Source organism: Methylobacterium thuringiense (assembly GCF_022179645.1).
In the GTDB taxonomy this organism is placed as follows: Bacteria; Pseudomonadota; Alphaproteobacteria; order Rhizobiales; family Beijerinckiaceae; genus Methylobacterium; species Methylobacterium thuringiense.
The window spans coordinates 106080-127052 of record NZ_BPRA01000012.1 but is presented as its reverse complement, the minus strand read 5'-3'; the positions used below and the strand labels follow the sequence as shown (position 1 = coordinate 127052).

Here is a 20973-nt window from a genome sequence, read left to right as displayed (position 1 = left end):
TGCATTCTCTCGTTCGCCGATCAGGCTCGGTCTGAGGACATCCGGGCGCCACCGGGTCGTCTGCCGACGAGCGCAGGCTTGCATGATGCGTGCCAGCGCATTCTGCCCGACGGGCTGCTTTGCTGGCGCGCGAACGGGCATCCGGTGCCCGGAAAAAGCACGGGCTTACTCCGGTCGGTACCGGCCATAGAACGAATTACCCCGCAGAATGCCTCAAAAAGCGGCACAATCCCCGGTGCGCATGTCTGGCAACGCGTGCGCTCGGGGGATATCAGTGCCCCCGGCCAACGTGCGTGACGGGAGGGCGCACGGGACCAGGGTCCGTCCGGCACGCTCGCGCGTCTGGTACACGAGGACCCGTCCGAGCCCCATCGTCGCGAACGTTCCGGCGAGACCGGCCGCCCGACGCGGCCGTGAAACGGAATGATCCCTCGAACGGGGTGGCCACGCTCCCTTGCCTACGCTCCCTGCCCGAGGAGAACGCCGACGATGAAGAACGCAGCCGAAGTCCTGAAGGCGATCAAGGACAACGACGTCAAATACGTCGACCTCCGCTTCACCGATCCGCGGGGCAAGTGGCAGCACGTCACCTTCGACGTCTCGCTCGTCGACGACGAGCTGTTTTCCGAAGGCACGATGTTCGACGGCTCCTCGATCGCCGGTTGGAAGGCGATCAACGAATCCGACATGCTGCTGATGCCCGACCCGGTCACGGCGTGCATGGACCCGTTCTTCTCGGCCTCGACCATGTCGATCGTCTGCGACGTGCTCGAGCCCTCCACCGGCGCGCCCTATTCACGCGACCCGCGCTCGACCGCCAAGCTCGCCGAGGCCTTCCTGAAGTCGACCGGCATCGGCGACACGATCTTCGTCGGCCCCGAGGCCGAGTTCTTCGTGTTCGACGACGTGAAGTTCGGCTCGGACCCCTACAAGACCGGCTTCGAGCTTGATTCGACCGAGCTGCCGTCGAACGGCTTCACCGATTACGAGGGCGGCAACCTCGGCCACCGTATCCAGACCAAGGGCGGCTACTTCCCGGTGCCCCCGCAGGATTCGGCGCAGGACATGCGCGGCGAGATGCTGGCCGCGATGCAGTCCATGGGCGTCAAGGTCGAGAAGCACCACCACGAGGTGGCCTCCGCGCAGCACGAACTCGGCATGAAGTTCGACACGCTGACGCTGCTCGCCGACCACATGCAGATCTACAAGTACGCGATCCACAACGTGGCCCAGAGCTACGGCAAGACCGCGACCTTCATGCCGAAGCCCGTCTACGGCGACAACGGCTCGGGCATGCACGTGCACCAGTCGATCTGGAAGGACGGCAAGCCGCTCTTCGCCGGCAACAAGTACGCCGACCTCAGCCAGGAATGCCTCTGGTACATCGGCGGCATCATCAAGCACGCCAAGGCGCTCAACGCCTTCACCAATCCGTCCACCAACTCCTACAAGCGCCTCGTGCCGGGCTACGAGGCTCCCGTGCTGCTCGCCTACTCGGCGCGCAACCGCTCGGCCTCCTGCCGCATCCCGTGGACGACGAACCCGAAGGCCAAGCGCGTCGAGGTCCGCTTCCCAGACCCGATGGCGAACCCCTACCTTGCCTTCTCGGCCCTGCTGATGGCCGGCCTCGACGGCATCATCAACAAGATCGATCCGGGCCCGGCCATGGACAAGGACCTCTACGATCTGCCGCCGAAGGAGCTGAAGAAGATCCCGACGGTGTGCGGCTCGCTGCGCGAAGCCCTGCAGAACCTCGACAAGGACCGCGCCTTCCTCAAGGCCGGCGGCGTGTTCTCGGACGACCAGATCGACTCGTTCATCGAGCTGAAGATGCAGGAGGTCATGCGCTACGAGATGACCCCGCACCCGGTCGAGTTCACGATGTACTACTCGCTCTGAGACTCTTCGGAGTTTTCGGGACGATCGGGGGCCGGAGCGATCCGGCCCCTTTTTCGTTTCTGCTGTCGGAAAGACGGCGGGAGACTATCCTCCCCTATGTCGCCAAATTCGGAGCCCGCCATGAGCCTCGTCGTCCCCGTCATCCTCGGCTCGGTCCGCTCCGACCGACTGGGCATCCGCGCGGCGCACTTTCTCGTGGCGCAATTGGAAGCCCGTGGTTTCGAGGCGCCTCTGGTAGACCCGGCCGAACTGAAGCTCCCGCTGCTCGACCGGATGTACAAGGAATACCCGAAGGGCGAGGCGCCCAAGGTCCTCGAGGACCTCGCGACGCTCTATCGCCGCGCCGACGCCTTCGTGGTCGTGTCGGCCGAGTACAACCACTCGATCCCGCCGGCCCTCTCGAACACCCTCGATCACTTCCTCGAAGAGTACTTTTGGCGGCCCTCGGGCATCGTCTGCTACTCGGCCGGCCAGTACGGCGGCGTTCGCGCGGCGATGCAGCTCCGCGCGATGATGGCCGAGCTCGGTGCGCCGAGCATTCCCTCCCTGCTGCCGATCCCGCGCATTCACAAGGCGCTGAGCGAGGCCGGCGAGCCGGCCGAGGACTGGCTCGGCAAGGCGGCCAAGAAGTTCGTCGACGAACTGGCCTGGTATGCCGAGGCACTGAAGGCGAAGCGCGCCGAGGGCACGCCGTACTGATGCCGCCGCCCTGGTGGCACCCCACTTGCCACGGCCCGACCGGGACCGGACGAACACGGATCGGGATTGTGGATGAACGAGAGCGTCGAGCGGGTCAGCGCGTGTCTGGCCGACCTCGTCAGGGCGGCGCTGGTGTCGGATGATCGGCGCAGCCTCGAATTCCGGGATGCCGCAAGGAAAGGTCTAGCCGCCTTGACGGCCGACCCGCCGGATCCGGGCTCGGTCCGGATCGACGGCGCCTGGACCTTCGGCATCCGCGCCGCCGAGTCGCCGGAGATGGCGGCTGAGGAGGGGCGGGTGAACCTCACCCTGCCGCAGGACAGCCCATTCACGCTCGCCGAACTCGTCGATCCGGCCTTCGACGTCGATGCGGCCGTCGAGCGCATCGCCAACTCGGCCTCGACCGGCTGATCCCCAGCCCTGGACGGCAAAGGCGTTGCCGCGGGGCGGCGGCAAGCCCATGTTCCCGGCATCGGTCTGACGGCCGGCCCTTTTTCCAATTCAGTGCGCTGGCCCCCAAGGCCCGGTGCAGCGAGCCCTTTTTCTTTGACCAGACGCATCACACCCGCACCGGCCACCGGCGCCCTCCCCTCGCGCGAGACGATCGTCGCGTTCATCGCGGATTCCACCGAAAAGGTCGGCAAGCGCGAGATCGCCAAGGCCTTCGATATCAAGGGGTCCGACCGGATCGAATTGAAGCGCATCCTCAAGGAGATCGAGGAGGACGGTGCGATCGAGCGCGGACGTGGCGGGTTCAGCAAGGCCGGCCGCCTGCCCCCTGTCGTGCTCGCCGACATCTTTTCGCGGGATCGCGATGGCGAACTCCTGGCCCGCCCGGCGCAGTGGGAGGCCAAGGATGGCGAGGCTCCGCGCATCATCGTTCAGATGCCCCGCGGCGGCCGCAAATCCGACCGCCCCGCCCCCGGAATCGGCGATCGCGCGTTGATCCGCGTCGAGCCGGATGGCGACACGCCGGGCCGGTACACCGGCCGCATCGTCAAGGTGATCGGCAAGAACAAGTCCGAGGTCATCGGCATCTATCGCGCCGGTCGTGATGGCGGGCGCTTGGTCCCTGTTGAGAAGCGCTCGCAGGGTCGCGAGATCGCGATTCCGCCGGGCGAAGAGGGCGAGGCGCGCGACGGCGACCTCGTCAGCGTGTCGCTGGAGAGCGAGACCCGCTTCGGCCTGCCGAAGGGCCGTGTGCGCCAGCGGCTCGGCTCGCTCGGCTCCGAGAAGGCGGTGAGCCTGATCGCCCTGCACCTCCACAACATTCCGCATGTCTTCGCCAAGGATACGCAAGCCGAGGCCGATGCGGTGAAGGAGGTCGGCCTGAAGGGCCGCGAGGATTGGCGCGATCAACCGCTGATCACCATCGATCCGCCCGACGCCAAGGATCACGACGACGCCGTGATGGCGGAGCCGGACCCCGATCCGAAGAACGCGGGCGGCTTCATCGTCACCGTCGCGATCGCTGACGTGGCCGCCTATGTCCGGCCCGGCAGCGCCCTCGACCGCGAGGCGCTGATGCGCGGCAACTCGGTCTATTTCCCCGACCGGGTCGTGCCGATGCTGCCCGAGCGCATCTCGAACGATCTCTGCTCCCTACGCGAGAACGAGGACCGGCCGGCGCTCGCCGTGCGCATGGTCGTCGCCGCCGACGGCACAAAGCGCCGCCACACCTTCCACCGCGTGATGATGCGCTCGCGCGCCAAGCTCGCCTACGCCCAGGCCCAGGCTGCCATCGACGGCCGTCCCGACGAGACGACGACGCCGCTCCTGGAGCCTGTGCTGCGCCCGCTCTACGCCGCCTACGAGGCCCTGAAGCAGGCGCGCGACGCCCGTGGCCCGCTGGCGCTCGATCTCCCCGAGCGCAAGGTGCTGCTGGGGCCGGACGGCTCGGTCGACCGGGTAATCGTGCCGGAGCGGCTCGAAGCGCACCGGCTCATCGAAGAGTTCATGATCCAGGCGAACGTCGCCGCCGCCGAGACGCTGGAAGCCGCGAAGTCGCCGCTGATCTATCGCGTCCACGACGAGCCGGCGCTGGAAAAGCTGCGGGCGCTCGGTGAGGTGCTCGCTTCCATCGGAATCAAGCTGCCGAAGGACGGGGTCCTCAAGCCGGCTCTGTTCAATCGCATTCTCGGCACGGTCGCCGAGACCGAGCACGCGATCTTCATCAACGAGGTCATCCTGCGCACCCAGGCGCAGGCGATCTATTCGAGCCAGAATCTCGGGCACTTCGGGCTGAACCTGCGCCGCTACGCGCATTTCACCTCCCCGATCCGGCGTTACGCCGACCTCATCGTGCACCGTGCGCTGATCACGGCCGGCCGGCTCGGTTCGGACGGCCTGCCCTCAGACACCACCGTCGGCATGCTCGACGCCGTCGGCGAGCAGATTTCGGCAGCCGAGCGCCGCGCCATGGCGGCCGAGCGCGAGACCATCGACCGCCTCATCGCGCATCACCTCGCCGACCGGATCGGCGCGACCTTCACGGGGCGCATCTCCGGCGTCACCCGCGCCGGGATATTCGTGAAGCTCGCCGAAACCGGGGCGGACGGCTTCGTCCCGGCCTCGACCATTGGCGCCGACTTCTACCGCCACGATGAGACCCGCCACGCGCTCGTCGGCGACCGCACTGGCGAGACGTTTCGCTTGGGAGACACCGTCGAGGTCAAGCTCGTCGAGGCCGCGGCCGTTGCCGGTGCGCTGCGCTTCGAGATTCTGTCCGATGGGCGGGCCGGTTCCGGTCGGCCGGGGGCGGGCGGACGCCCGAAGTTCCACAAGGCGAAGTCGCCGAAGACCAGCTACGGCCCGCCCGGCACGGCCTCGAAGCGCGGCAAGCCCCCGGCCGCCGGTCGCAACACACCCAACCGCAAGCGCGGGTCGCGCGGCTGAGGGGCGTGGTGTAGGACATCGGCCATGCCGCTCGAAACGAAGCACGAGATCGATCCGCCGCCGGCCGCCGTCCCCGACGCGGTCGTACGGACCAAACTGATCCCGGCCATGGCGCTCGGCTTCGTCTGCCGCTGCCCGCATTGCGGCGAGGGGCGGATCTTCGGCCGATTTCTCAAGGTGAAGCCCGCTTGCGAGGCCTGCGGGCTTTCGCTCGAAGGCCACCGCGCCGACGACCTGCCGCCCTACCTCGTGATCTTCATCGTTGGGCACATCGTCGGTTACCTGATCCTGAAGATCGAGATGGGCTACGACCTGCCGCTCTGGGTCTCGGCGACCCTCTGGCCCGGGCTGACGCTTGGGTTGGCGCTCGGGCTGCTCCAGCCCGTGAAGGGCGCTGTGATCGGGCTGCAATACGCCATGCGCATGCACGGCTTCGACACCTCTCTTCCCTCGCGGCCCGGAGCCGAGGAGACGCGCGTTGGACCAGCCGACACCGCTGCCGGCATCGGCCGCGTCTGAGACGCGGAGCCGCGCGGCTCCGGCTCTGCGCCCGCGCGATGCCGCGACGCTGATCCTCGTCGATCGCGCGAAGAAGAAGCCGCGCGTGCTGATGGGCCGGCGCCATGCCGGCCTTGCCTTCATGGGCGGCAAGTTCGTGTTTCCCGGCGGGCGGGTCGAGCCCTCCGATCGCAGGATGATCGTCGCGGGCGCACTGCCCCAGCGCAGCGAGGACGCCCTCGACGCCCGCCTCGTCCGCGCTTCCCCGATGCTCGGCCGCTCGCTAGCGCTCGCCGCCATCCGCGAGACCTACGAGGAGACCGGGCTGATGGTCGGGTCGCGTGATTACGGGCCGCCGGAGCGCGCACCCGAGGGGGCTTGGCAGGCCTTCGCCGAGGAGGGCGTATTTCCGGATCTCGAAGCCCTGCATCTGCTCGCCCGCGCCATCACGCCGCCGGGCCGTCCGCGCCGCTTCGACACCCGCTTCTTCGTCGCCGACCGCACGGCGGTGGCTGCCGAGCGCCCCGGCATCGTCGGGCCGGATGCCGAGCTCACCGAGATCGCCTGGGTCGGTCTCGACGAGGCCCGCAAGCTCGACCTGCCCCGTATCACCCGCTTGGTGCTCGACGATCTGGAGGCCGCGGCAGCCCTCGACTTCAAGCCGTTCCGCGCGATCCCGTTCTACTTCGAGCGGTATGGAAAGGGGTTGCGGGAATTGCTGTGATGGGGTTTGCGACCCTCAACACAGCACCCTCGTCATTCCGGGGTCGCCGCAGGCGAGAACCCGGAACCCACGACTGGCCGCAGCGTGTCGGGTGGGTTCCGGGTTCCGCTTCGCGGCCCCGGAATGACGTGGAGGGTTTCAGTTCGGCGCGAGGGTAGCTTTTAAACCATGACCGACACGGATCCCCGCGACCTCGGCCTCTGCCCGGACCGCCTCGAGCGCATCGACGCCTGGATGCGGCGCTACGTGGACGAGGGCAAACTTGCCGGCCTGTCGGTGCATTTCGCACGACGCGGCAAGACGGGATTCGCGCGCGCTCACGGCAAGGCCGACATCGCCCGCGACCGGCGCTTCGACACGGAGACCATCGTCCGCATCTATTCGATGACCAAGCCGCTGACCTCGGTGGCGGTGATGATGCTCTACGAGGAAGGCCGCTTCCAGCTCGACGATCCGCTGAGCCGCTTCCTGCCGGACTTCGCCGAGATGCGCGTCGCGGTAGGCGGCAACCGGGTCAAGTTGGAGACCGTGCCGGCTCTACGGCCGATCACGATCCGCGACCTCCTCACCCACACGTCCGGCCTGACCTACGGCTTCATGGAGGCGACGCTGGTCGATGCGCTCTACCGGGTGCACGGCATCGACTTCCAGACCTCGGAGCATTCCCTTGCCGATCTGGTCGCCCGGGTGGCGAAGCAGCCGCTGCTCGCGCAGCCCGGCGCGGAGTGGAACTATTCGGTCGCCACCGACGTCCTCGGCCACCTCGTTGCCGTCGTCTCCGGCCTGCCGTTCTCGGAGTTCCTGCGCGAGCGCGTGCTGAAGCCGCTCGGCATGCACGACACCGATTTCTTCGTGGCCGAGGACAAGCGGGAGCGCTTCGCCGCCAACTACGCCTTCGATCGCACCGGCCAGCTCAAGGTCTACGACGATTCCGAGGGCAGCCGATTTCTCAGCCCCCGACCCGTGACCTCCGGTGGCGGCGGGCTCACGGGCACGGCGCCGGACTACTTGCGCTTCTGCCGCTTCATCCTGAACCGGGGCGAACTCGACGGTGTGCGCCTGCTCGGCCGCAAGACCGTCGAACTGATGATCGCCAACCACCTGCCCGGCGACATGGCCGCGATGGGGCAGCCTCGCTTTTCGGAATCCGCCTATACCGGCATCGGCTTCGGGCTCGGCTTCTCGGTGATGCTCGATCCGGCCAAGGCGCAGATCGTCGGCACGCCGGGCGAGGTCGCCTGGGGCGGCCTCGCCAGCACCTCGTTCTGGATCGACCCGGCCGAGGATCTCGCCGTGGTCCTCTTCGCCCAGCTCATCCCCTCCTCCGCCTTGCCGATCCGGCGCGAATTGCGGGTGCTGACCTACGCGGCTCTCGTCGACTGACGCCCACCTCGCGGGTGCTCGTGGCGAAAACCTTGCATGCAGGCCGGCGTTCCGCCCGCGTCGGCGGACGATGGAGGCGGTCGTAGAACCGCCGGACATTCAGGCAAGAGACAGAGCATGAAGCGCGAAGACCTCACGGAAAAGCTCCTCGACATCAAGCGTGAGAAGGGCTGGACCTGGAAGCACATCCAGGCCGAGATCGGCGGGATCTCGCCGATCCTGATCACGGCCGCCTGCATGGGCCAGATGAAGCTGCCGAAGGCTCAGGCGAAGAAAGCCGCCGAGCTGTTCGGCCTCTCGGAATCCGAGGAGCGGATGCTGAACGAGGCGCCCTATCGCGGCTCGATCCCGCAGATGCCGCCGACCGACCCGCTGATCTACCGCTTCTACGAACTGGTGATGGTCTACGGCACCACTTGGAAGGAGCTGATCCAGGAGGATTTCGGCGACGGCATCATGTCGGCGATCGACTTCAACATGACCATGGAGCGCGAGCCCAACAACAAGGGCGACCGGGTCAAGATGAACCTCTCGGGCAAATTCCTGCCGTACAAGTACTACGACAACGAGGACGGCGTGCCGGAATACGGCTTCAAGGAGAGCTGAGGCCTCCACTCACACCCTCGTCATTCCGGGTTTCGCTCCGCGGCCCCGGAGTGACGACGGGGGTCGAGTGTGCCCTGCGACGGGTTGCCTCCGCCGACCGCCTTCTCTCGATACCCTCCGACGATTACCCTCCGCACCGTCCCGGCCCACGAGCCCGGGACGGTGCGTCGCAGGCGTTCGAACGCCCAAGCTGAAACGTAACCGGCGCGCGAACCGTACGAATGGGGAGATGATCCATCCCCGTTTCGGGAGAAGCGCCCATGAACCGCCGCCAGACCCTGTTTGCCGGAGCCTCGCTCGCCGGATTGCTGTCGGGCCTGAAGCTGTCCCATCCCGCACTCGCCGCCTTCGAGGTCGTGAAGAGCGACGAGGAGTGGCGCAAGCAGCTCGACCCGGTCGCCTATAACGTCCTCCGCAAACAGGGCACCGAGCGTGCCGGCACCAGCCCCCTCGACCGTGAGAAGCGGACGGGCACCTTCGCCTGCGCCGGCTGCGACCAGCCGCTGTTCTCCTCGCAGACCAAGTTCGAGAGCGGAACCGGCTGGCCGAGCTTCTACCAGCCGATGGCCGGCGCCGTCGGCGAGAGCACCGATCGGGCCTACGGCATGGCTCGCACTGAGGTGCATTGCAGCCGCTGCGGCGGCCATCTCGGCCACGTCTTCAACGACGGCCCCAAGCCGACCGGCCTGCGCTACTGCATGAACGGCGCGGCCTTGAACTTCCGGGCGGCTTGAGCCGCCTCTTCCTTGTTCAGACACGCACGGAGGTCCCGATGACCCTGTCCAAGTTCTTCAAATCTGCCGCCGTCGCCTGGCCGCTCGCCCTTGGGACGACCGCCGGTCTCGGCCTGCTCGCAACGCTCTCGCTGCCGCAGGGCGTCGCGTTTGCCGAAGAGGCCGGCCAGCGCGTGCCGGAGGCGGCCGCCAGATCCAGCGAGACTCCCGGCAAGCTGCGCACGGCGACGGTCGCCGGGGGCTGTTTCTGGGGCGTCCAGGGCGTGTTCCAGCACGTGAAGGGCGTGACGCAGGCGGTGTCGGGCTATGCCGGCGGCAGCCGCGAGACAGCCAACTACACCGCCGTCGGACGTGGCCGCACCGGCCATGCCGAGGCCGTCAAGATCACCTACGATCCGTCGGTGATCCGCTACGACGAACTGCTGCAGATCTACTTCTCGGTCGCCCTCGACCCGACGGAGGTGAACCGCCAGGGTCCCGATTCCGGCACGCAGTACCGCACCGCGATCTTCCCGGCGGATCCCGAGCAGGCCAAGGTCGCCAAGGACTACATCGCCCAGCTCGACGCGGCGAAGGTCTATGGCCGTCCGATCGCAACGAAGATCGAGCCCGGCGCGGCCTTCTATCCGGCCGAGGACTACCACCAGGACTACATGGCCTTGAACCCGGACGCCGGATACATCGTCGCGAACGACGCGCCGAAGCTGCGCGATCTGCAGCGCTACTTTCCGGAGCGCTCCAACGCCGAACCGGTCCTCGTCGGCAAGCCGAAGGCATAACGCTCAGGTCAGTCCAGCCGTGGACGGATGCCCGTCCCGGTGCAATCGCCCTTTGCCCCGCCCGCCGTTTTCGGTGATGGGTGGGGCATGAACATCCTGCTCATCGGATCCGGCGGGCGCGAGCACGCGCTCGCCTGGGCGATCTCCAAGTCCCCGCTCTGCGACCGCCTGTTCAGCGCCCCGGGCAATCCCGGCACGGCGCAGCACGGGTCGAACTTGCCCGACCTGAACGTCGCCGATCACGCGTCGGTTGTCGCGTTCTGCCAATCCGAAAAGATCGGTCTCGTGGTGGTGGGGCCTGAGGTGCCGCTGGTCGCCGGGCTCGTTGACGACCTCACGGCTGCCGGCATCCGCGCTTTCGGCCCGACCAGGGCCGCCGCTCAGCTGGAGGGTTCCAAGGGCTTCACCAAGGAACTCTGCGCCGAGTACGACATCCCCACTGCCGCCTTTGCCCGCTTCACCGAGGTCGACGCCGCCCTCGCGTACCTTCGCGAAAAGGGTGCGCCGATCGTGGTCAAGGCCGACGGCCTCGCCGCCGGCAAGGGCGTCGTCGTCGCCGAGAGTCTGCGTGAAGCGGAGGCCGCAATCCGCGCCATCCTCGACGTGCCCGGAGCCGCCCTCGTCATCGAGGAATGCCTGTTCGGCGAGGAAGCCAGCTTCTTCGCGCTCTGCGACGGCACCCGCGCCATCCCCGTCGGCACCGCCCAGGATCACAAACGCGTCTTCGACGGCGACCGCGGTCCGAACACCGGCGGCATGGGTGCCTACTCGCCGGCGACGGTCCTCACGCTTGCGCTCGAAGCCGAGGTGATGGAGCGCATCATCGGCCCGACCCTGCGCGGCATGGCCGAGCGCGGCACGCCCTTCACCGGCATCCTCTATGCCGGGCTCATGCTGACGGCCGATGGTCCGAAGCTCATCGAGTACAACACCCGCTTCGGCGACCCGGAGGCGCAGGTGCTGATGCCGCGCCTCGCCGCGGATCTCGTGCCGGCGCTGATCGCGGCCTGCGATGGCGATCTGTCCAACGTTTCCCTCCCCTTCGACGAGAGCCGTGCCGCGCTGACCGTGGTGATGGCGGCGGCCGGCTATCCCGGCACGGTGGTGCGCGGCTCGCAGATCCGCGGCGTCTCGGAGGCACAGGCCGACGACGTCATCGTCTTTCACGCCGGAACCCGCAGCGAGAACGACGGACTCTACGCCGATGGCGGCCGCGTGCTCGCCGTGACGGCCGTCGGCCCCAGCATTCGAGAGGCGCAGGCCCGCGCCTATGCCGCCGTCGGCCGGATCGACTGGCCCGAGGGCTTTTGTCGGAGCGACATCGGCTACCGTGCGGTGAGCCGCGAGGCGGAGAACGCCGACAACTGAGGGTGCCGTGAGCCTCGACCCGCTCAGTCTCGCCTTCGACGCCGCGCGAGAAGCGGCAGCCCTCGGCGAAGTGCCCGTCGGCGCGGCGGTCGTCCGCGACGGTGTCGTGCTGGCCGTCGCCGGCAACCGCCCCCGAACGCTTCACGATCCGACGGCCCACGCCGAGATCCTGGCGATCCGCGCCGCCTGTGCCGCCATCGGCGACGAACGGCTCGTCGGCTGCGATCTCTATGTGACGCTGGAGCCTTGTGCGATGTGCGCCGGCGCCATCTCCTTCGCCCGCATCCGCCGGCTCTATTATGGGGCCGCCGATCCAAAGGGCGGCGGCGTCGAGCATGGCCCGCGCGTCTTCAACCAGCCGACCTGCCATCACGCGCCTGAAGTCTATGGCGGTTTTCGCGAAGCCGAGGCCGCCACCCTCCTCAGGGCCTTCTTCCAGGCCCGGCGGGTCGACGGCGGTTAAACCCGGAAGAACGCCGTGAGCGCAGCGAGCGTTTCGGTAGGGTTTTCCTCGGCCAAAAAATGCCCGCTGGCGATGGTGCGGCCCGTCGCCCCCGGCGCGAAGGTTCGTCGCCACACGGCGAGCGCACTTTCCGGCTTGTCCTTGTCGAGGTAGTCGCTGCTCGCGAGAACGAGGACGGGCATCGGCAGCGTCTTCCCGTCTGTGAGATCGGCCTGGTCCGCAGCGCGATCAGGTCCGTCGGGGCCTCCGGCGCGATAGTCCTCGCACATGGCATGGATGCGTTCAGGCACGTTCCAGCCCTGCCGGTAGAGTTCCAGCGCCGCCGGTGCGAAGGCCGAGAGGTCGTGCGTGCCCGTCCACTCCCGCAGCAGGCCTTCGAAATATGCGTCCGGATCGCCGCCGATCACGCGTTCCGGCTCCGGTGCGGGCTTCGCCAGGAACGGCCAGTGCGGATTCGTCTCCGGGCTTGCGGCGATGCGCTCCCACTGGATCGCCGTCGGCACGATATCGAGGAGCGCCAGCCGCTCGATCCTTCCGGGTTCATCGAGGGCAAGGCGATAGGCGACGCGCGCGCCACGGTCGTGGCCGGCCAGGGCGAACCGGACATGGCCGATCCGCTCCATCACGTCGGCGATCTCGCGGCCCATCGTCCGCTTGGCATAGGCCGAATGGTCCGCTGCACTGCCGGGCGCATCGGACCAGCCGTAACCCTTGAGGTCCAGGCAGATCACCCGATGGTGCGTCGCAAGAGCCGGAGCGATGCGATGCCACATCGCGTGCGTCTGAGGGAATCCGTGCAGCAGGAGCAGGGCCGGCGCGTCAGCCGGACCTCCCGCACGGGCGAACCAGCGGCCGGTCGGCGTGCCTATCCACAGCGCTTCGAAGCCGGGAAAGAGATTTTCAGCGTTGTCTTCGATCATCCGTTGCTGTCCTGGCCTCCCGGTCGAGAGTAACCGCGACGTGGCTTTTCGGCTCCCCTCAGTGATCCCGTGCCTCTGTGATATCAGTCAGTGACGACGGCTATCGGCGTACGGAAACCCTATTCCGATCACTTCTCGGGCAATCTGCCTATTACTTCGGCATGAACATTTCTTAACGCTTGCCGTGGAGATTCAGTCATCTCCCGCGGTATTCCCATGCCATTGCACGCACTCGAAGAAGTCGCTCAGATCTCCGCCGACTGGCTCTGGGAAACCGACCTGGCCGGGCGGTTCACCCACATGTCCGCCGAGGCCGAGCGCTTCATGGGCCTGCCCGCTTCCGCCCTGATCGGCCACACCCGTGAGGCTTATGCCGCCAATGACGGAGTGGGCGGCGACGAGGTCTATGGCCTTCGCGACGTTGCCGATGCGATGGCCGCGCACCAGCCCTTTCGTGACCGGATCTATGTCTTCCGGCATCCGGACGGCGCGCCCCGTTGGTTCGAGATCAGCGGGCGTCCACGCTTTGCTCCCGATGGAAGCTTCCTCGGCTATCGCGGCGTCGGCAGCGACGTCAGCGACCAGCATCGGACCCGTTCGGCGCTCGCGACGGCCCTCTCGGCGCTCCAGGGGGCCAACGCTCAGCTCGTCGAGCAGAACCGGCTCTTCGATGCGGCGCTCGAAAACATGACCCAGGGCCTCTGCATGTTCGATGCGGAGAGCCGCCTCGTCGTGTGGAATCATCGCTACCTGGAGATCTTCAAACTCAAGGAAGCCGCGCTGACTCCCGGCATGAGCCAGCGGCAGATCATCGAGATCCTCGTCGCGCTCAATCGCTACAAGAGCGGCGCGACCGTCGATTCCGTGAGCGAGGGCACCCGGACATCGTTGACCGCGGATGCCACCAAGTCGGTCCTTCGCGAGCTTGCCGACGGACGCGTGGTCGCGGCGACCCACCGGATCATGGCCGGTGGCGGATGGGTCGCGACCTTCGAGGACGTGACGGAGCGTCGCCGCAACGAGGCACGCATCATCCATATGGCGCGTCACGATGCGCTCACCGACCTGCCGAACCGCTCGGCCCTGCGCGAGATCGGCGCCGAGATGGTAACCGAGACGGGCGACGGCCTGACTCTCGCCGTGCTCTGCCTCGATCTCGACCGCTTCAAGCCCGTCAACGACAGCTACGGCCACGCGCTCGGCGACGGGCTCCTGCGGGCCGTGGCCGATCGGCTGCGCAGTCACGTCCGCGGTCACGACGTGGTCGCTCGGCTCGGCGGCGACGAGTTCACGGTGCTTCACCGCGTGGCCGACACGGCCGGCGCCGTCACCTTGGCCCAGCGCCTCATCGGCGTGATCAGCGCACCCTACGAGCTCAACGGCTTCAACATCGAGATCGGCATGAGCGTCGGGATCGCACTCGCCGATGGCGAAGGCCGCGACATCGAGCGGCTGCTCAAGGACGCCGACATGGCGCTCTACGAGGCCAAGGCGGCGGGCCGCGGCACCTATTGCCTGTTCGAGTCCCAGATGGACGAGACGGCGCGGGAACGCACCGTCATGGAGCGCGAACTGCGTGAGGCCCTCGCCTACGGCCGGTTCGAACTGCACTACCAGCCGCTCGTCGATCTCGACAAGAACCGGATCAAGGGTGTTGAAGCTCTGGTGCGCTGGCGGCACCCGGAGCGGGGACTCATCAGCCCCGGCGTGTTCATTCCGCTTGCCGAAGAAACCGGCCTGATCGTGCCGCTCGGCGATTGGGTGCTGAACCAGGCCTGTCGCGACGCTGCCACGCTGCCGGACGACATCAGCGTCGCGGTCAACGTCTCCGCGCTGCAATTGCGCAACCGCAACTTCGCGCAGGGCGTCCTGATGGCGCTCGCCGCCAGCGGTCTCAAGGCGACGCGGCTCGAACTCGAGATCACCGAAAGCGTGCTGCTCGACGATACGGAGTCGAATCTCGAAACCTTGCACACCCTGCGGCGGCTGGGCGTACGCATCTCCATGGACGATTTCGGAACGGGCTATTCCAGCATCAGCTACCTGCGGCGTTTCCCGTTCGACAAGATCAAGATCGACCGGTCGTTCGTGCGGGATTCCGTCGGGCGCTCGGATGCCGGCGCGATCATCCGTGCCATCGTCGGCCTGGGCACCAGCCTCGGCATCACCACGCTGGTCGAGGGAGTCGAGACGGAGGCGCAACTGGCCACCGTGCGCGCCGAGGGAGCTCAGGAGATCCAGGGCTATCTGTTCAGTCCGCCGCGGCCGTTGAACGAGATCAGCGAGATGCTCTATCTCGCCAAGACACGGTCGGCAGCCTGAAGCCGAGGCGGGCGATCTCTCTCGACCGGAGGCGCAGCGAGCCGTCGCATGGTAGGAGAACCGTATGTTAATCGGCGGAACATTGCGGCTCCGAGCGCCGTTCCTTTCCCGAAGACGGCACCGCCGTTGGAGAAGGGAAGAGACTTCGCCATGAGCAGCACGGTCGACAAGATCAAGGGTCTCGGCAACGAGGCCGCCGGCAACGTCAAGCAGGGCATTGGTAAGGCTACCGACAACGAGAAGCTTCAGGCCGAAGGCAAGGCCCAAGAGCTCAAGGGCGAGGCGCAGAAGACGGTTGGCGACGCCAAGGACGCGGTCAAGGACGGCGCGGACGCAGTGAAGCGCAAACTCTAGGGAAAATTGCCGGAGAGGCGGAACGATTTCGCAGCTTGGCCATTAGGTTCCCGAAGGACTGCAGGAGACCACCATGCTTGGTTGGGCCGTCACGTTTCTCGTCGTCGCGTTGATCGCTGCAGTCCTGGGGTTCGGCGGTGTCGCCGGCACGGCCATGGAAGCGGCCAAGATCATCTGCTTCGTGGCGGTCGCACTGTTTCTGATCTCGGCGGTAGTGGGCGCTGTGCGCGGACGCGCACCGCGACTCTGATCCGATTCGGATAGTGAAGGGCGGCTTCGGCCGCCTTTTTCGTGACTTTGCCCGTCTCTGCTCCCATGCATCCGTAACATCGCCGGCGTGCCGTTGGCCGGCGAACAGGCGCCTCGCAACGGGCGACGCGCTCTGTTATGGCATCGACCATGAACGACACTCCCGATGACGAAACCCGCATGGCGGAAGCCCCGCGCGGCGATGATGTGATTCCTGCGACCCCCGAGGTGCTTCCTGCAACTCCGGAGGGTGAACGCATCGCGAAGGCGATCGCCCGAGCCGGTGTTGCTTCGCGCCGCGATGTCGAGGCGATGATCGAGGCTGGGCGCGTCACCCTGAACGGGAAAATCCTGGCTTCGCCGGCGATCAACGTGACGGAATCCGATCGCATCACCGTTGATGGCGAGCCGTTGCCGGTCCGCGAGCGCACCCGCCTCTGGATCTTGCATAAGCCGCGCGGCGTGGTGACGACCGCGCGCGATCCCGAGGGCCGTCAGACGGTTTTCGATGTCGTTCCCGAGGAATTGCCACGCGTCGTCGCGATCGGCCGGCTCGACATCAATACCGAAGGTCTGCTGCTGCTGACCAACGACGGCGGTCTCGCCAAGGTCATCGCCCATCCCGATACCGGTTGGCTGCGCAAGTACCGAGTGCGGGCCTTCGGCGAGATCACGCAGGTGGAACTCGACAAGCTCCGCAAGGGCGTCACCATCGACGGCATGGAATATGGCCCCGTCGAGGCGCATCTCGACCGGGCGCAGGGTGACAACATCTGGCTGACGCTGGGTCTGCGCGAAGGCAAGAATCGCGAGGTCAAGCGGATCCTCGAACATCTCGGACTGTCCGTGAACCGGCTGATCCGCCTCTCGTTCGGCCCCTTCCAGCTTGGTGATCTCGAGGTCGGCCTCGTCGAGGAAATCCGCACCAAGGTGCTCAAGGAGCAGCTCGGCAAAACCCTCTCCGAGCAGGCCGGCGTCGATTTCGAGAGCCCGACGCGCGAGCCGATCGCTCCTTTCGGCAAGCCGAAGAAGCCAGCAGCGGCCTCTGCCGAGCGGGCAGGCTCCCAGGGCCAGAAGGCCCCGCGCGAGGGCGGACGTTCGCGCGAGCCGAGCTACGGCCGGCCGAGCTTCGACCGCCAGGGCCGCGATCCGTCGCGGCCGGCCCGTCCTGCGGCACCCGCCCGTGTGCCGACCGGCGGCATGAGCGCAGGCCCGCGCGAGTCGATCTGGCGTGCCGACGACAATGTCGAGAAGCCGCACGGCACCAAGATTCCGCGCCGCGGCGCCGATCCCAAAGCCTCGCGAGCCGCAGCGGCCGAGCGTGGCCGCGAGCGCGTCGGCGCGATCCAGACGGCTGGCGACCGCCGCGTCCTGGTGGAGCGTCTGCAGCCGAGCCCCGAGGTTCCGGCGCCCGAGCCGCATCGCCGGACCCGTTTCCGCACGCAGGAGGAGCGCCCGCAGCGTTCCGGAGACGACCGCGCCCCACGTGCCGATGCGCGTCCGCGCCGGCAGGATGGCGACGCGCCGCCCCGGCGCGAGAATTTCGAGGATCGCGGCGAGCGCCGTGGCCCGCCGCGGGACCGCCCACAGGGCGGCGAACGCTCGGGTGGTTTTCGTGGCGAAGAGCGTCCGCGCTCCTTCGGCGGCGGTCGCGACCGTCCCGAGGGCGGGGCCAACCGTAGCGAAGAGCGTCCGCGCTCCTTCGGTGGTGGCCGTGATCGTCCCGAGGGTGGGGCTGGTCGTAGCGAACGCCCGGGCGGATTCCGGGGTGATCGCCCCGTCGGCGACCGCGGCGGCTTCAAGGGCGGCGAAGGCCGGCCCGGACCCGGTGGGCGGTCCGATCGCCCTGCCGGTGGCGGCTTCCGGGCGGACAAGCCTGCTGGCGGACGCCCCGGCGCCGGTCGCAGCTTCAAGCCCGGCGGTGATCGCCCGGGCGGGTTCCGCAGCGACCGTCCCGGTGGCGGTGACCGTCCAGGTGGGTTCCGCAGCGATCGACCCGGCGGCGGCGGCTTTAAGGCCGGCGCTGGCCGTCCCGGTGGCGGCTTCAAGGGCGGAAAGCCCGGCGGGCGTCCGGGTGGTTTCGGCGGCAAGCCGGATTCCCGCGGCGGTGGTCGTCCGCCCCGTGCGGGGAAATGATCCCGAAGGGACGACTGCCCGTTTCGACGGGCGGTGAGTTCATGGCCCCTATGATCGGCACTTCTGCGAACCGATGAGGATTGTCGGGGGAGAATTGCGCGGGCGCGCGCTGCGCGGCCCGCGCACCGACGCGATCCGGCCGACCTCGGACCGGCTGCGCGAGGCGCTGTTCAACGTGCTCGTCCATGCCTACGGCGATGCCGTCGAAGGCGCCCGCGTCCTCGACCTGTTCGCGGGCACCGGTGCCCTCAGCATCGAGGCACTCTCGCGTGGCGCGGCCTACGCGCTGCTGGTCGACGAGGGCGCGGAAGCCCGCGGGCTCATTCGCGAAAACATCGAGGCGTTGGGGCTCGAGGGCACCACCCGCCTCTACCGGCGCGACGCGACGAAGCTCGGGCTGGCCCAGGCGATCGGCCGGTTCTCGCTGGTCTTCTGCGATCCGCCCTACGGCCGCGACCTCGCTCCGAAGGCGCTCGTCTCCGCCGCAGAGGGCGGCTGGCTGGAGCAGGACGCCCTCGTCCTCGTCGAGGAATCGGCTGCGGTGTCCCTGGTCCTGCCGCCGGGTTTTTCGGCGTTAGAACGGCGCGACTACGGCGAGACGGCCGTGACGTTTCTTCGCTACGCGGCCGGCTGAAACGGGACGTTCGACGACCGGATCGGCGCCTTGCCTCGCGATGCCGGGGTTGGGCGAGACCCCGTTCTTAGAATTATAATTGACTTAAAAGCGCGCCCGCGAAATCCTCCCGGCACAAAAGCGCCTCAAGGCGCCTGCCGGGAGAGACACGCCGATGCCTGCCACGCAAACCACCAAGCTCGGCGCCTGTCCGCACGACTGCCCCGACACCTGCTCGATGATCTACACGATCGAGGAGGGCCGGCTGATCCACGTTAAGGGCAATCCGGACCATCCGATGACCCGCGGCGCGCTGTGCGGCAAGATCAACGACTTCGAGCGGCATCACTACAATCCCGACCGGGTGCTCTACCCGATGCGCCGCTCCGGCCCGAAGGGCTCGGGCCAGTTCACCCGCATCAGCTGGACCGAGGCTCTGGACGAGATCCACGCCCGCTTCAGCGAGGTCCGCGATACCCACGGCCGCGAGGCGATCCTCCCTTACAACTACCTCGGCAACGAGGGCGTGGTGCAGGGCCTCACCGTCGGCGACGCGTTCTTCAACAAGCTCGGCGCGAGCGTCGCGGAGAAGACCTTCTGCGGCTCCGGCTCGTGCACGGCCTGGCTGCTCACCGTCGGGCCGACCAACGGCCTCGATCCGATGAGCTTCACCCAGTCGAAGTACATCATCATTTGGGGCTGCAACTCGATTTCCACCAACATCCACCACTGGCACGTGGTGAAGGAAGCGCAGCGCGCCGGTGCCAAGGTGGTGGTGATCGACCCCTACCGCTCGCGCACGGCAAAGGAAGCCGACTGGCACATCATGCCGAAGCCCGGCACAGACGGCGCGCTGGCGATGTCGCTGATCCACTGCATCATCAACGGCAACCTGATCGATTCCGAATATGTCGAGCAATACACGGTCGGGTTCGACCAGCTGAAGGAGCGGGCAGAGCCCTTTACGCCCGAATACGCGGAAAAAATCTGCGGTGTGCCGGCGGCGGACATCCGCATGCTGGCGCACGAATACGCGACGACTCGCAACGCTGCGATCCGGCCGGGCGTGGCCGTCGAACGCAGTGCCGGCGGTGCGCAGGCCTTGCGCGCGATCTTCTCGCTGCCGGCTCTCACCGGGGCCTGGAAGGACCCCGGCGGCGGCGTCTACCAGATGCCGCTCTGGGAATTCCCGGTGCACTGGGACCGCGTCTGCCGGCCGGACTGGATCCCGCAGGGCACCCGCGCCGTGAACGTGCTGAAGCTCGGCGCGGTGCTGAACGGCGAGGCCGGACTCAGCCCCGGTATCCACGCGTTGATGGTCTACAACGCCAACCCGGTCTCGAACTCGACCGAGACCGCCGCCATCAAGAAGGGCCTCGCCCGCGAAGACCTGTTCACGGTCGTGAGCGAGCATTTCGTCACCGACACGGCCCGCTATGCCGACATCCTGCTGCCGGCCACGATGGCGGCCGAGCACGACGACATGATGTTCTCGTGGGGGCACTTCTTTTTCACGCTGAACCAGAAGGCGATCGAGCCGCCCGGCGAAACCGTCTCCAACGCCGAGCTGTTTCGGCGTCTCGCCAAGCGCTTCGGCTTCGACGACCCGCAATTCTCCATGAGCGAGACCGAGCTGATGGAGTGGTATCTCGACTGGGACAGCCCCAAGATGGCCGGCGCCAGCATGGAGCACTTCCGCGAGCAGGGCTGGTACCGCCTGAACATCGGCGATGCCGAAACTCGCACGCCGCATGCCGAGGGTAACTTCCCGACGCCGTCCGGCAAGTGCGAGTTTTTCTCGCAAGGAGCGCTCGATAACGGCAACTTCGTCGCCCCGCCCTTCCGGCAGATGTACGAGGCCGAACAGGGCGGCGAGGCCCTCGACCCCCTGCCCGGCTATGTGCCGGCCAACGAGCGGCCCGAGACGAACGGGGCGCTCGCCGCACGCTTCCCGCTCAACATCGTCTCGCCGAAGAGCCACGGCTTCCTCAACTCGCAATACGCGAACGAGGCCCACAAGATCGCCCGCCAGGGCGAGCAGGCAATCCTGATCAATCCATCCGACGCTTCGGGCCGGCAGATCACCGAGGGCGCGCTGGTGCGCGTCTTCAACGAACGCGGCACCTTCCATGGGCAGGCCCAGGTGACCGAGGACGTACCGCCGGGCCTCGTCGTGGCCTCGCTGGGGTACTGGCACTCGCTGAACCGGGACGGCGCGGTGAACGTGGTCTCGTCCTCGAAGTACGGTGGCATGGGCCACTCGCCGACCTTCAGCGACAACCTCGTGGAGGTCGGACTCGCGGTTTAGCGAATTGACGCCTCCCGCTCGGG

The 20973-nt window shown here is 67.6% G+C and carries 19 protein-coding genes; 18 read left to right on the top strand and 1 reads right to left on the bottom strand.

Annotated elements, in window-relative coordinates:
• Positions 1–489 precede the first annotated feature (489 nt).
• The 12 genes from glnA (at position 490) to MFF07_RS14190 (ending at position 12048) form a co-directional block, all read left to right on the top strand.
• Positions 490–1899 (top strand): type I glutamate--ammonia ligase, encoded by a 1410-nt coding sequence (glnA, locus tag MFF07_RS14245; RefSeq protein ID WP_147814532.1) that lies wholly within the window; start codon positions 490–492, stop codon positions 1897–1899.
• 120 nt (positions 1900–2019) lie between these two features.
• Positions 2020–2598 (top strand): NADPH-dependent FMN reductase, encoded by a 579-nt coding sequence (locus tag MFF07_RS14240; RefSeq protein ID WP_147814534.1) that lies wholly within the window; start codon positions 2020–2022, stop codon positions 2596–2598.
• A 72-nt stretch (positions 2599–2670) separates the two neighbouring features.
• Complete coding sequence (locus tag MFF07_RS14235; RefSeq protein ID WP_147814536.1) at positions 2671–3009, top strand: hypothetical protein; 339 nt, start codon at positions 2671–2673, stop codon at positions 3007–3009.
• A gap of 135 nt (positions 3010–3144) precedes the next feature.
• Positions 3145–5493, top strand: a complete 2349-nt coding sequence (gene rnr / locus MFF07_RS14230; protein WP_147814538.1) for a ribonuclease R — start codon at positions 3145–3147, stop codon at positions 5491–5493.
• Between the two features lie 108 nt (positions 5494–5601).
• Positions 5602–6012 carry a DUF983 domain-containing protein gene (locus tag MFF07_RS14225; RefSeq protein ID WP_238232257.1) on the top strand — a complete coding sequence of 137 codons (411 nt, stop codon included), beginning with the start codon at positions 5602–5604 and terminating at the stop codon, positions 6010–6012.
• Entirely contained in the window at positions 5972–6715 is a 744-nt protein-coding gene (locus MFF07_RS14220; protein ID WP_147814540.1) for an NUDIX hydrolase, read from the top strand. The genes MFF07_RS14225 and MFF07_RS14220 overlap by 41 nt, the downstream gene beginning before the upstream one ends.
• A gap of 168 nt (positions 6716–6883) precedes the next feature.
• A complete protein-coding gene (locus MFF07_RS14215) occupies positions 6884–8098 on the top strand; it encodes a serine hydrolase domain-containing protein (RefSeq protein ID WP_147814542.1) in 1215 nt (404 codons plus the stop codon).
• Positions 8099–8215: 117 nt separating this feature from the next.
• Positions 8216–8704, top strand: coding sequence for a cyanase (gene cynS, locus MFF07_RS14210; protein WP_147814544.1), 489 nt, complete (start codon positions 8216–8218; stop codon positions 8702–8704).
• A gap of 260 nt (positions 8705–8964) precedes the next feature.
• A complete protein-coding gene (gene msrB, locus MFF07_RS14205) occupies positions 8965–9438 on the top strand; it encodes a peptide-methionine (R)-S-oxide reductase MsrB (protein WP_147814546.1) in 474 nt (157 codons plus the stop codon).
• 38 nt (positions 9439–9476) lie between these two features.
• Positions 9477–10217 carry a peptide-methionine (S)-S-oxide reductase MsrA gene (gene msrA, locus MFF07_RS14200; RefSeq protein ID WP_147814548.1) on the top strand — a complete coding sequence of 247 codons (741 nt, stop codon included), beginning with the start codon at positions 9477–9479 and terminating at the stop codon, positions 10215–10217.
• An 87-nt stretch (positions 10218–10304) separates the two neighbouring features.
• Positions 10305–11585 (top strand): phosphoribosylamine--glycine ligase, encoded by a 1281-nt coding sequence (gene purD, locus MFF07_RS14195; RefSeq protein WP_147814550.1) that lies wholly within the window; start codon positions 10305–10307, stop codon positions 11583–11585.
• Positions 11586–11592: 7 nt separating this feature from the next.
• Positions 11593–12048: a nucleoside deaminase gene (locus MFF07_RS14190; RefSeq protein ID WP_147814552.1), complete on the top strand. Its 456-nt coding sequence runs from the start codon at positions 11593–11595 to the stop codon at positions 12046–12048.
• Here the strand turns inward: MFF07_RS14190 and MFF07_RS14185 are convergent.
• The gene (locus MFF07_RS14185; RefSeq protein ID WP_147814554.1) at positions 12045–12968 is read right to left on the bottom strand and encodes an alpha/beta fold hydrolase; all 924 of its coding nucleotides are present in this window, start codon (positions 12966–12968) and stop codon (positions 12045–12047) included. The two genes, MFF07_RS14190 and MFF07_RS14185, sit on opposite strands and share 4 nt — an antisense overlap.
• Positions 12969–13184: 216 nt before the next feature.
• Between MFF07_RS14185 and MFF07_RS14180 the strand changes: the two genes are divergently transcribed.
• The 6 genes from MFF07_RS14180 to MFF07_RS14155 all read left to right on the top strand — a co-directional run bounded on the left by MFF07_RS14180 (position 13185) and on the right by MFF07_RS14155 (position 20950).
• A complete protein-coding gene (locus MFF07_RS14180; RefSeq protein ID WP_147814556.1) occupies positions 13185–15290 on the top strand; it encodes a sensor domain-containing protein in 2106 nt (701 codons plus the stop codon).
• A gap of 150 nt (positions 15291–15440) precedes the next feature.
• Positions 15441–15644 (top strand): CsbD family protein, encoded by a 204-nt coding sequence (locus MFF07_RS14175; protein ID WP_147814558.1) that lies wholly within the window; start codon positions 15441–15443, stop codon positions 15642–15644.
• Between the two features lie 73 nt (positions 15645–15717).
• Complete coding sequence (locus MFF07_RS14170) at positions 15718–15894, top strand: DUF1328 domain-containing protein (RefSeq protein WP_147814560.1); 177 nt, start codon at positions 15718–15720, stop codon at positions 15892–15894.
• 149 nt (positions 15895–16043) lie between these two features.
• Positions 16044–18029, top strand: a complete 1986-nt coding sequence (locus MFF07_RS14165) for a pseudouridine synthase (protein WP_373322353.1) — start codon at positions 16044–16046, stop codon at positions 18027–18029.
• Between the two features lie 73 nt (positions 18030–18102).
• Positions 18103–18663 carry a 16S rRNA (guanine(966)-N(2))-methyltransferase RsmD gene (gene rsmD / locus MFF07_RS14160; protein WP_147814562.1) on the top strand — a complete coding sequence of 187 codons (561 nt, stop codon included), beginning with the start codon at positions 18103–18105 and terminating at the stop codon, positions 18661–18663.
• Positions 18664–18817: 154 nt separating this feature from the next.
• Positions 18818–20950, top strand: a complete 2133-nt coding sequence (locus MFF07_RS14155) for a molybdopterin-containing oxidoreductase family protein (RefSeq protein WP_147814564.1) — start codon at positions 18818–18820, stop codon at positions 20948–20950.
• Positions 20951–20973 lie beyond the last annotated feature (23 nt).

Excerpts from the sequence above, each read along its gene's own strand:
- purD (WP_147814550.1), top strand. The coding sequence starts at position 10,305 with ATGAACATCCTGCTCATCGGATCCGGCGGGCGCGAGCACGCGCTCGCC.
- MFF07_RS14240 (WP_147814534.1), top strand. The coding sequence starts at position 2,020 with ATGAGCCTCGTCGTCCCCGTCATCCTCGGCTCGGTCCGCTCCGACCGA.
- rsmD (WP_147814562.1), top strand. The coding sequence starts at position 18,103 with ATGAGGATTGTCGGGGGAGAATTGCGCGGGCGCGCGCTGCGCGGCCCG.
- MFF07_RS14155 (WP_147814564.1), top strand. The coding sequence starts at position 18,818 with ATGCCTGCCACGCAAACCACCAAGCTCGGCGCCTGTCCGCACGACTGC.
- MFF07_RS14175 (WP_147814558.1), top strand. The coding sequence starts at position 15,441 with ATGAGCAGCACGGTCGACAAGATCAAGGGTCTCGGCAACGAGGCCGCC.
- cynS (WP_147814544.1), top strand. The coding sequence starts at position 8,216 with ATGAAGCGCGAAGACCTCACGGAAAAGCTCCTCGACATCAAGCGTGAG.
- MFF07_RS14165 (WP_373322353.1), top strand. The coding sequence starts at position 16,044 with ATGAACGACACTCCCGATGACGAAACCCGCATGGCGGAAGCCCCGCGC.
- msrB (WP_147814546.1), top strand. The coding sequence starts at position 8,965 with ATGAACCGCCGCCAGACCCTGTTTGCCGGAGCCTCGCTCGCCGGATTG.
- MFF07_RS14225 (WP_238232257.1), top strand. The coding sequence starts at position 5,602 with ATGGCGCTCGGCTTCGTCTGCCGCTGCCCGCATTGCGGCGAGGGGCGG.
- MFF07_RS14235 (WP_147814536.1), top strand. The coding sequence starts at position 2,671 with ATGAACGAGAGCGTCGAGCGGGTCAGCGCGTGTCTGGCCGACCTCGTC.
- MFF07_RS14215 (WP_147814542.1), top strand. The coding sequence starts at position 6,884 with ATGACCGACACGGATCCCCGCGACCTCGGCCTCTGCCCGGACCGCCTC.
- glnA (WP_147814532.1), top strand. The coding sequence starts at position 490 with ATGAAGAACGCAGCCGAAGTCCTGAAGGCGATCAAGGACAACGACGTC.
- MFF07_RS14170 (WP_147814560.1), top strand. The coding sequence starts at position 15,718 with ATGCTTGGTTGGGCCGTCACGTTTCTCGTCGTCGCGTTGATCGCTGCA.
- msrA (WP_147814548.1), top strand. The coding sequence starts at position 9,477 with ATGACCCTGTCCAAGTTCTTCAAATCTGCCGCCGTCGCCTGGCCGCTC.
- MFF07_RS14185 (WP_147814554.1), bottom strand. The coding sequence starts at position 12,968 with ATGATCGAAGACAACGCTGAAAATCTCTTTCCCGGCTTCGAAGCGCTG.
- MFF07_RS14180 (WP_147814556.1), top strand. The coding sequence starts at position 13,185 with ATGCCATTGCACGCACTCGAAGAAGTCGCTCAGATCTCCGCCGACTGG.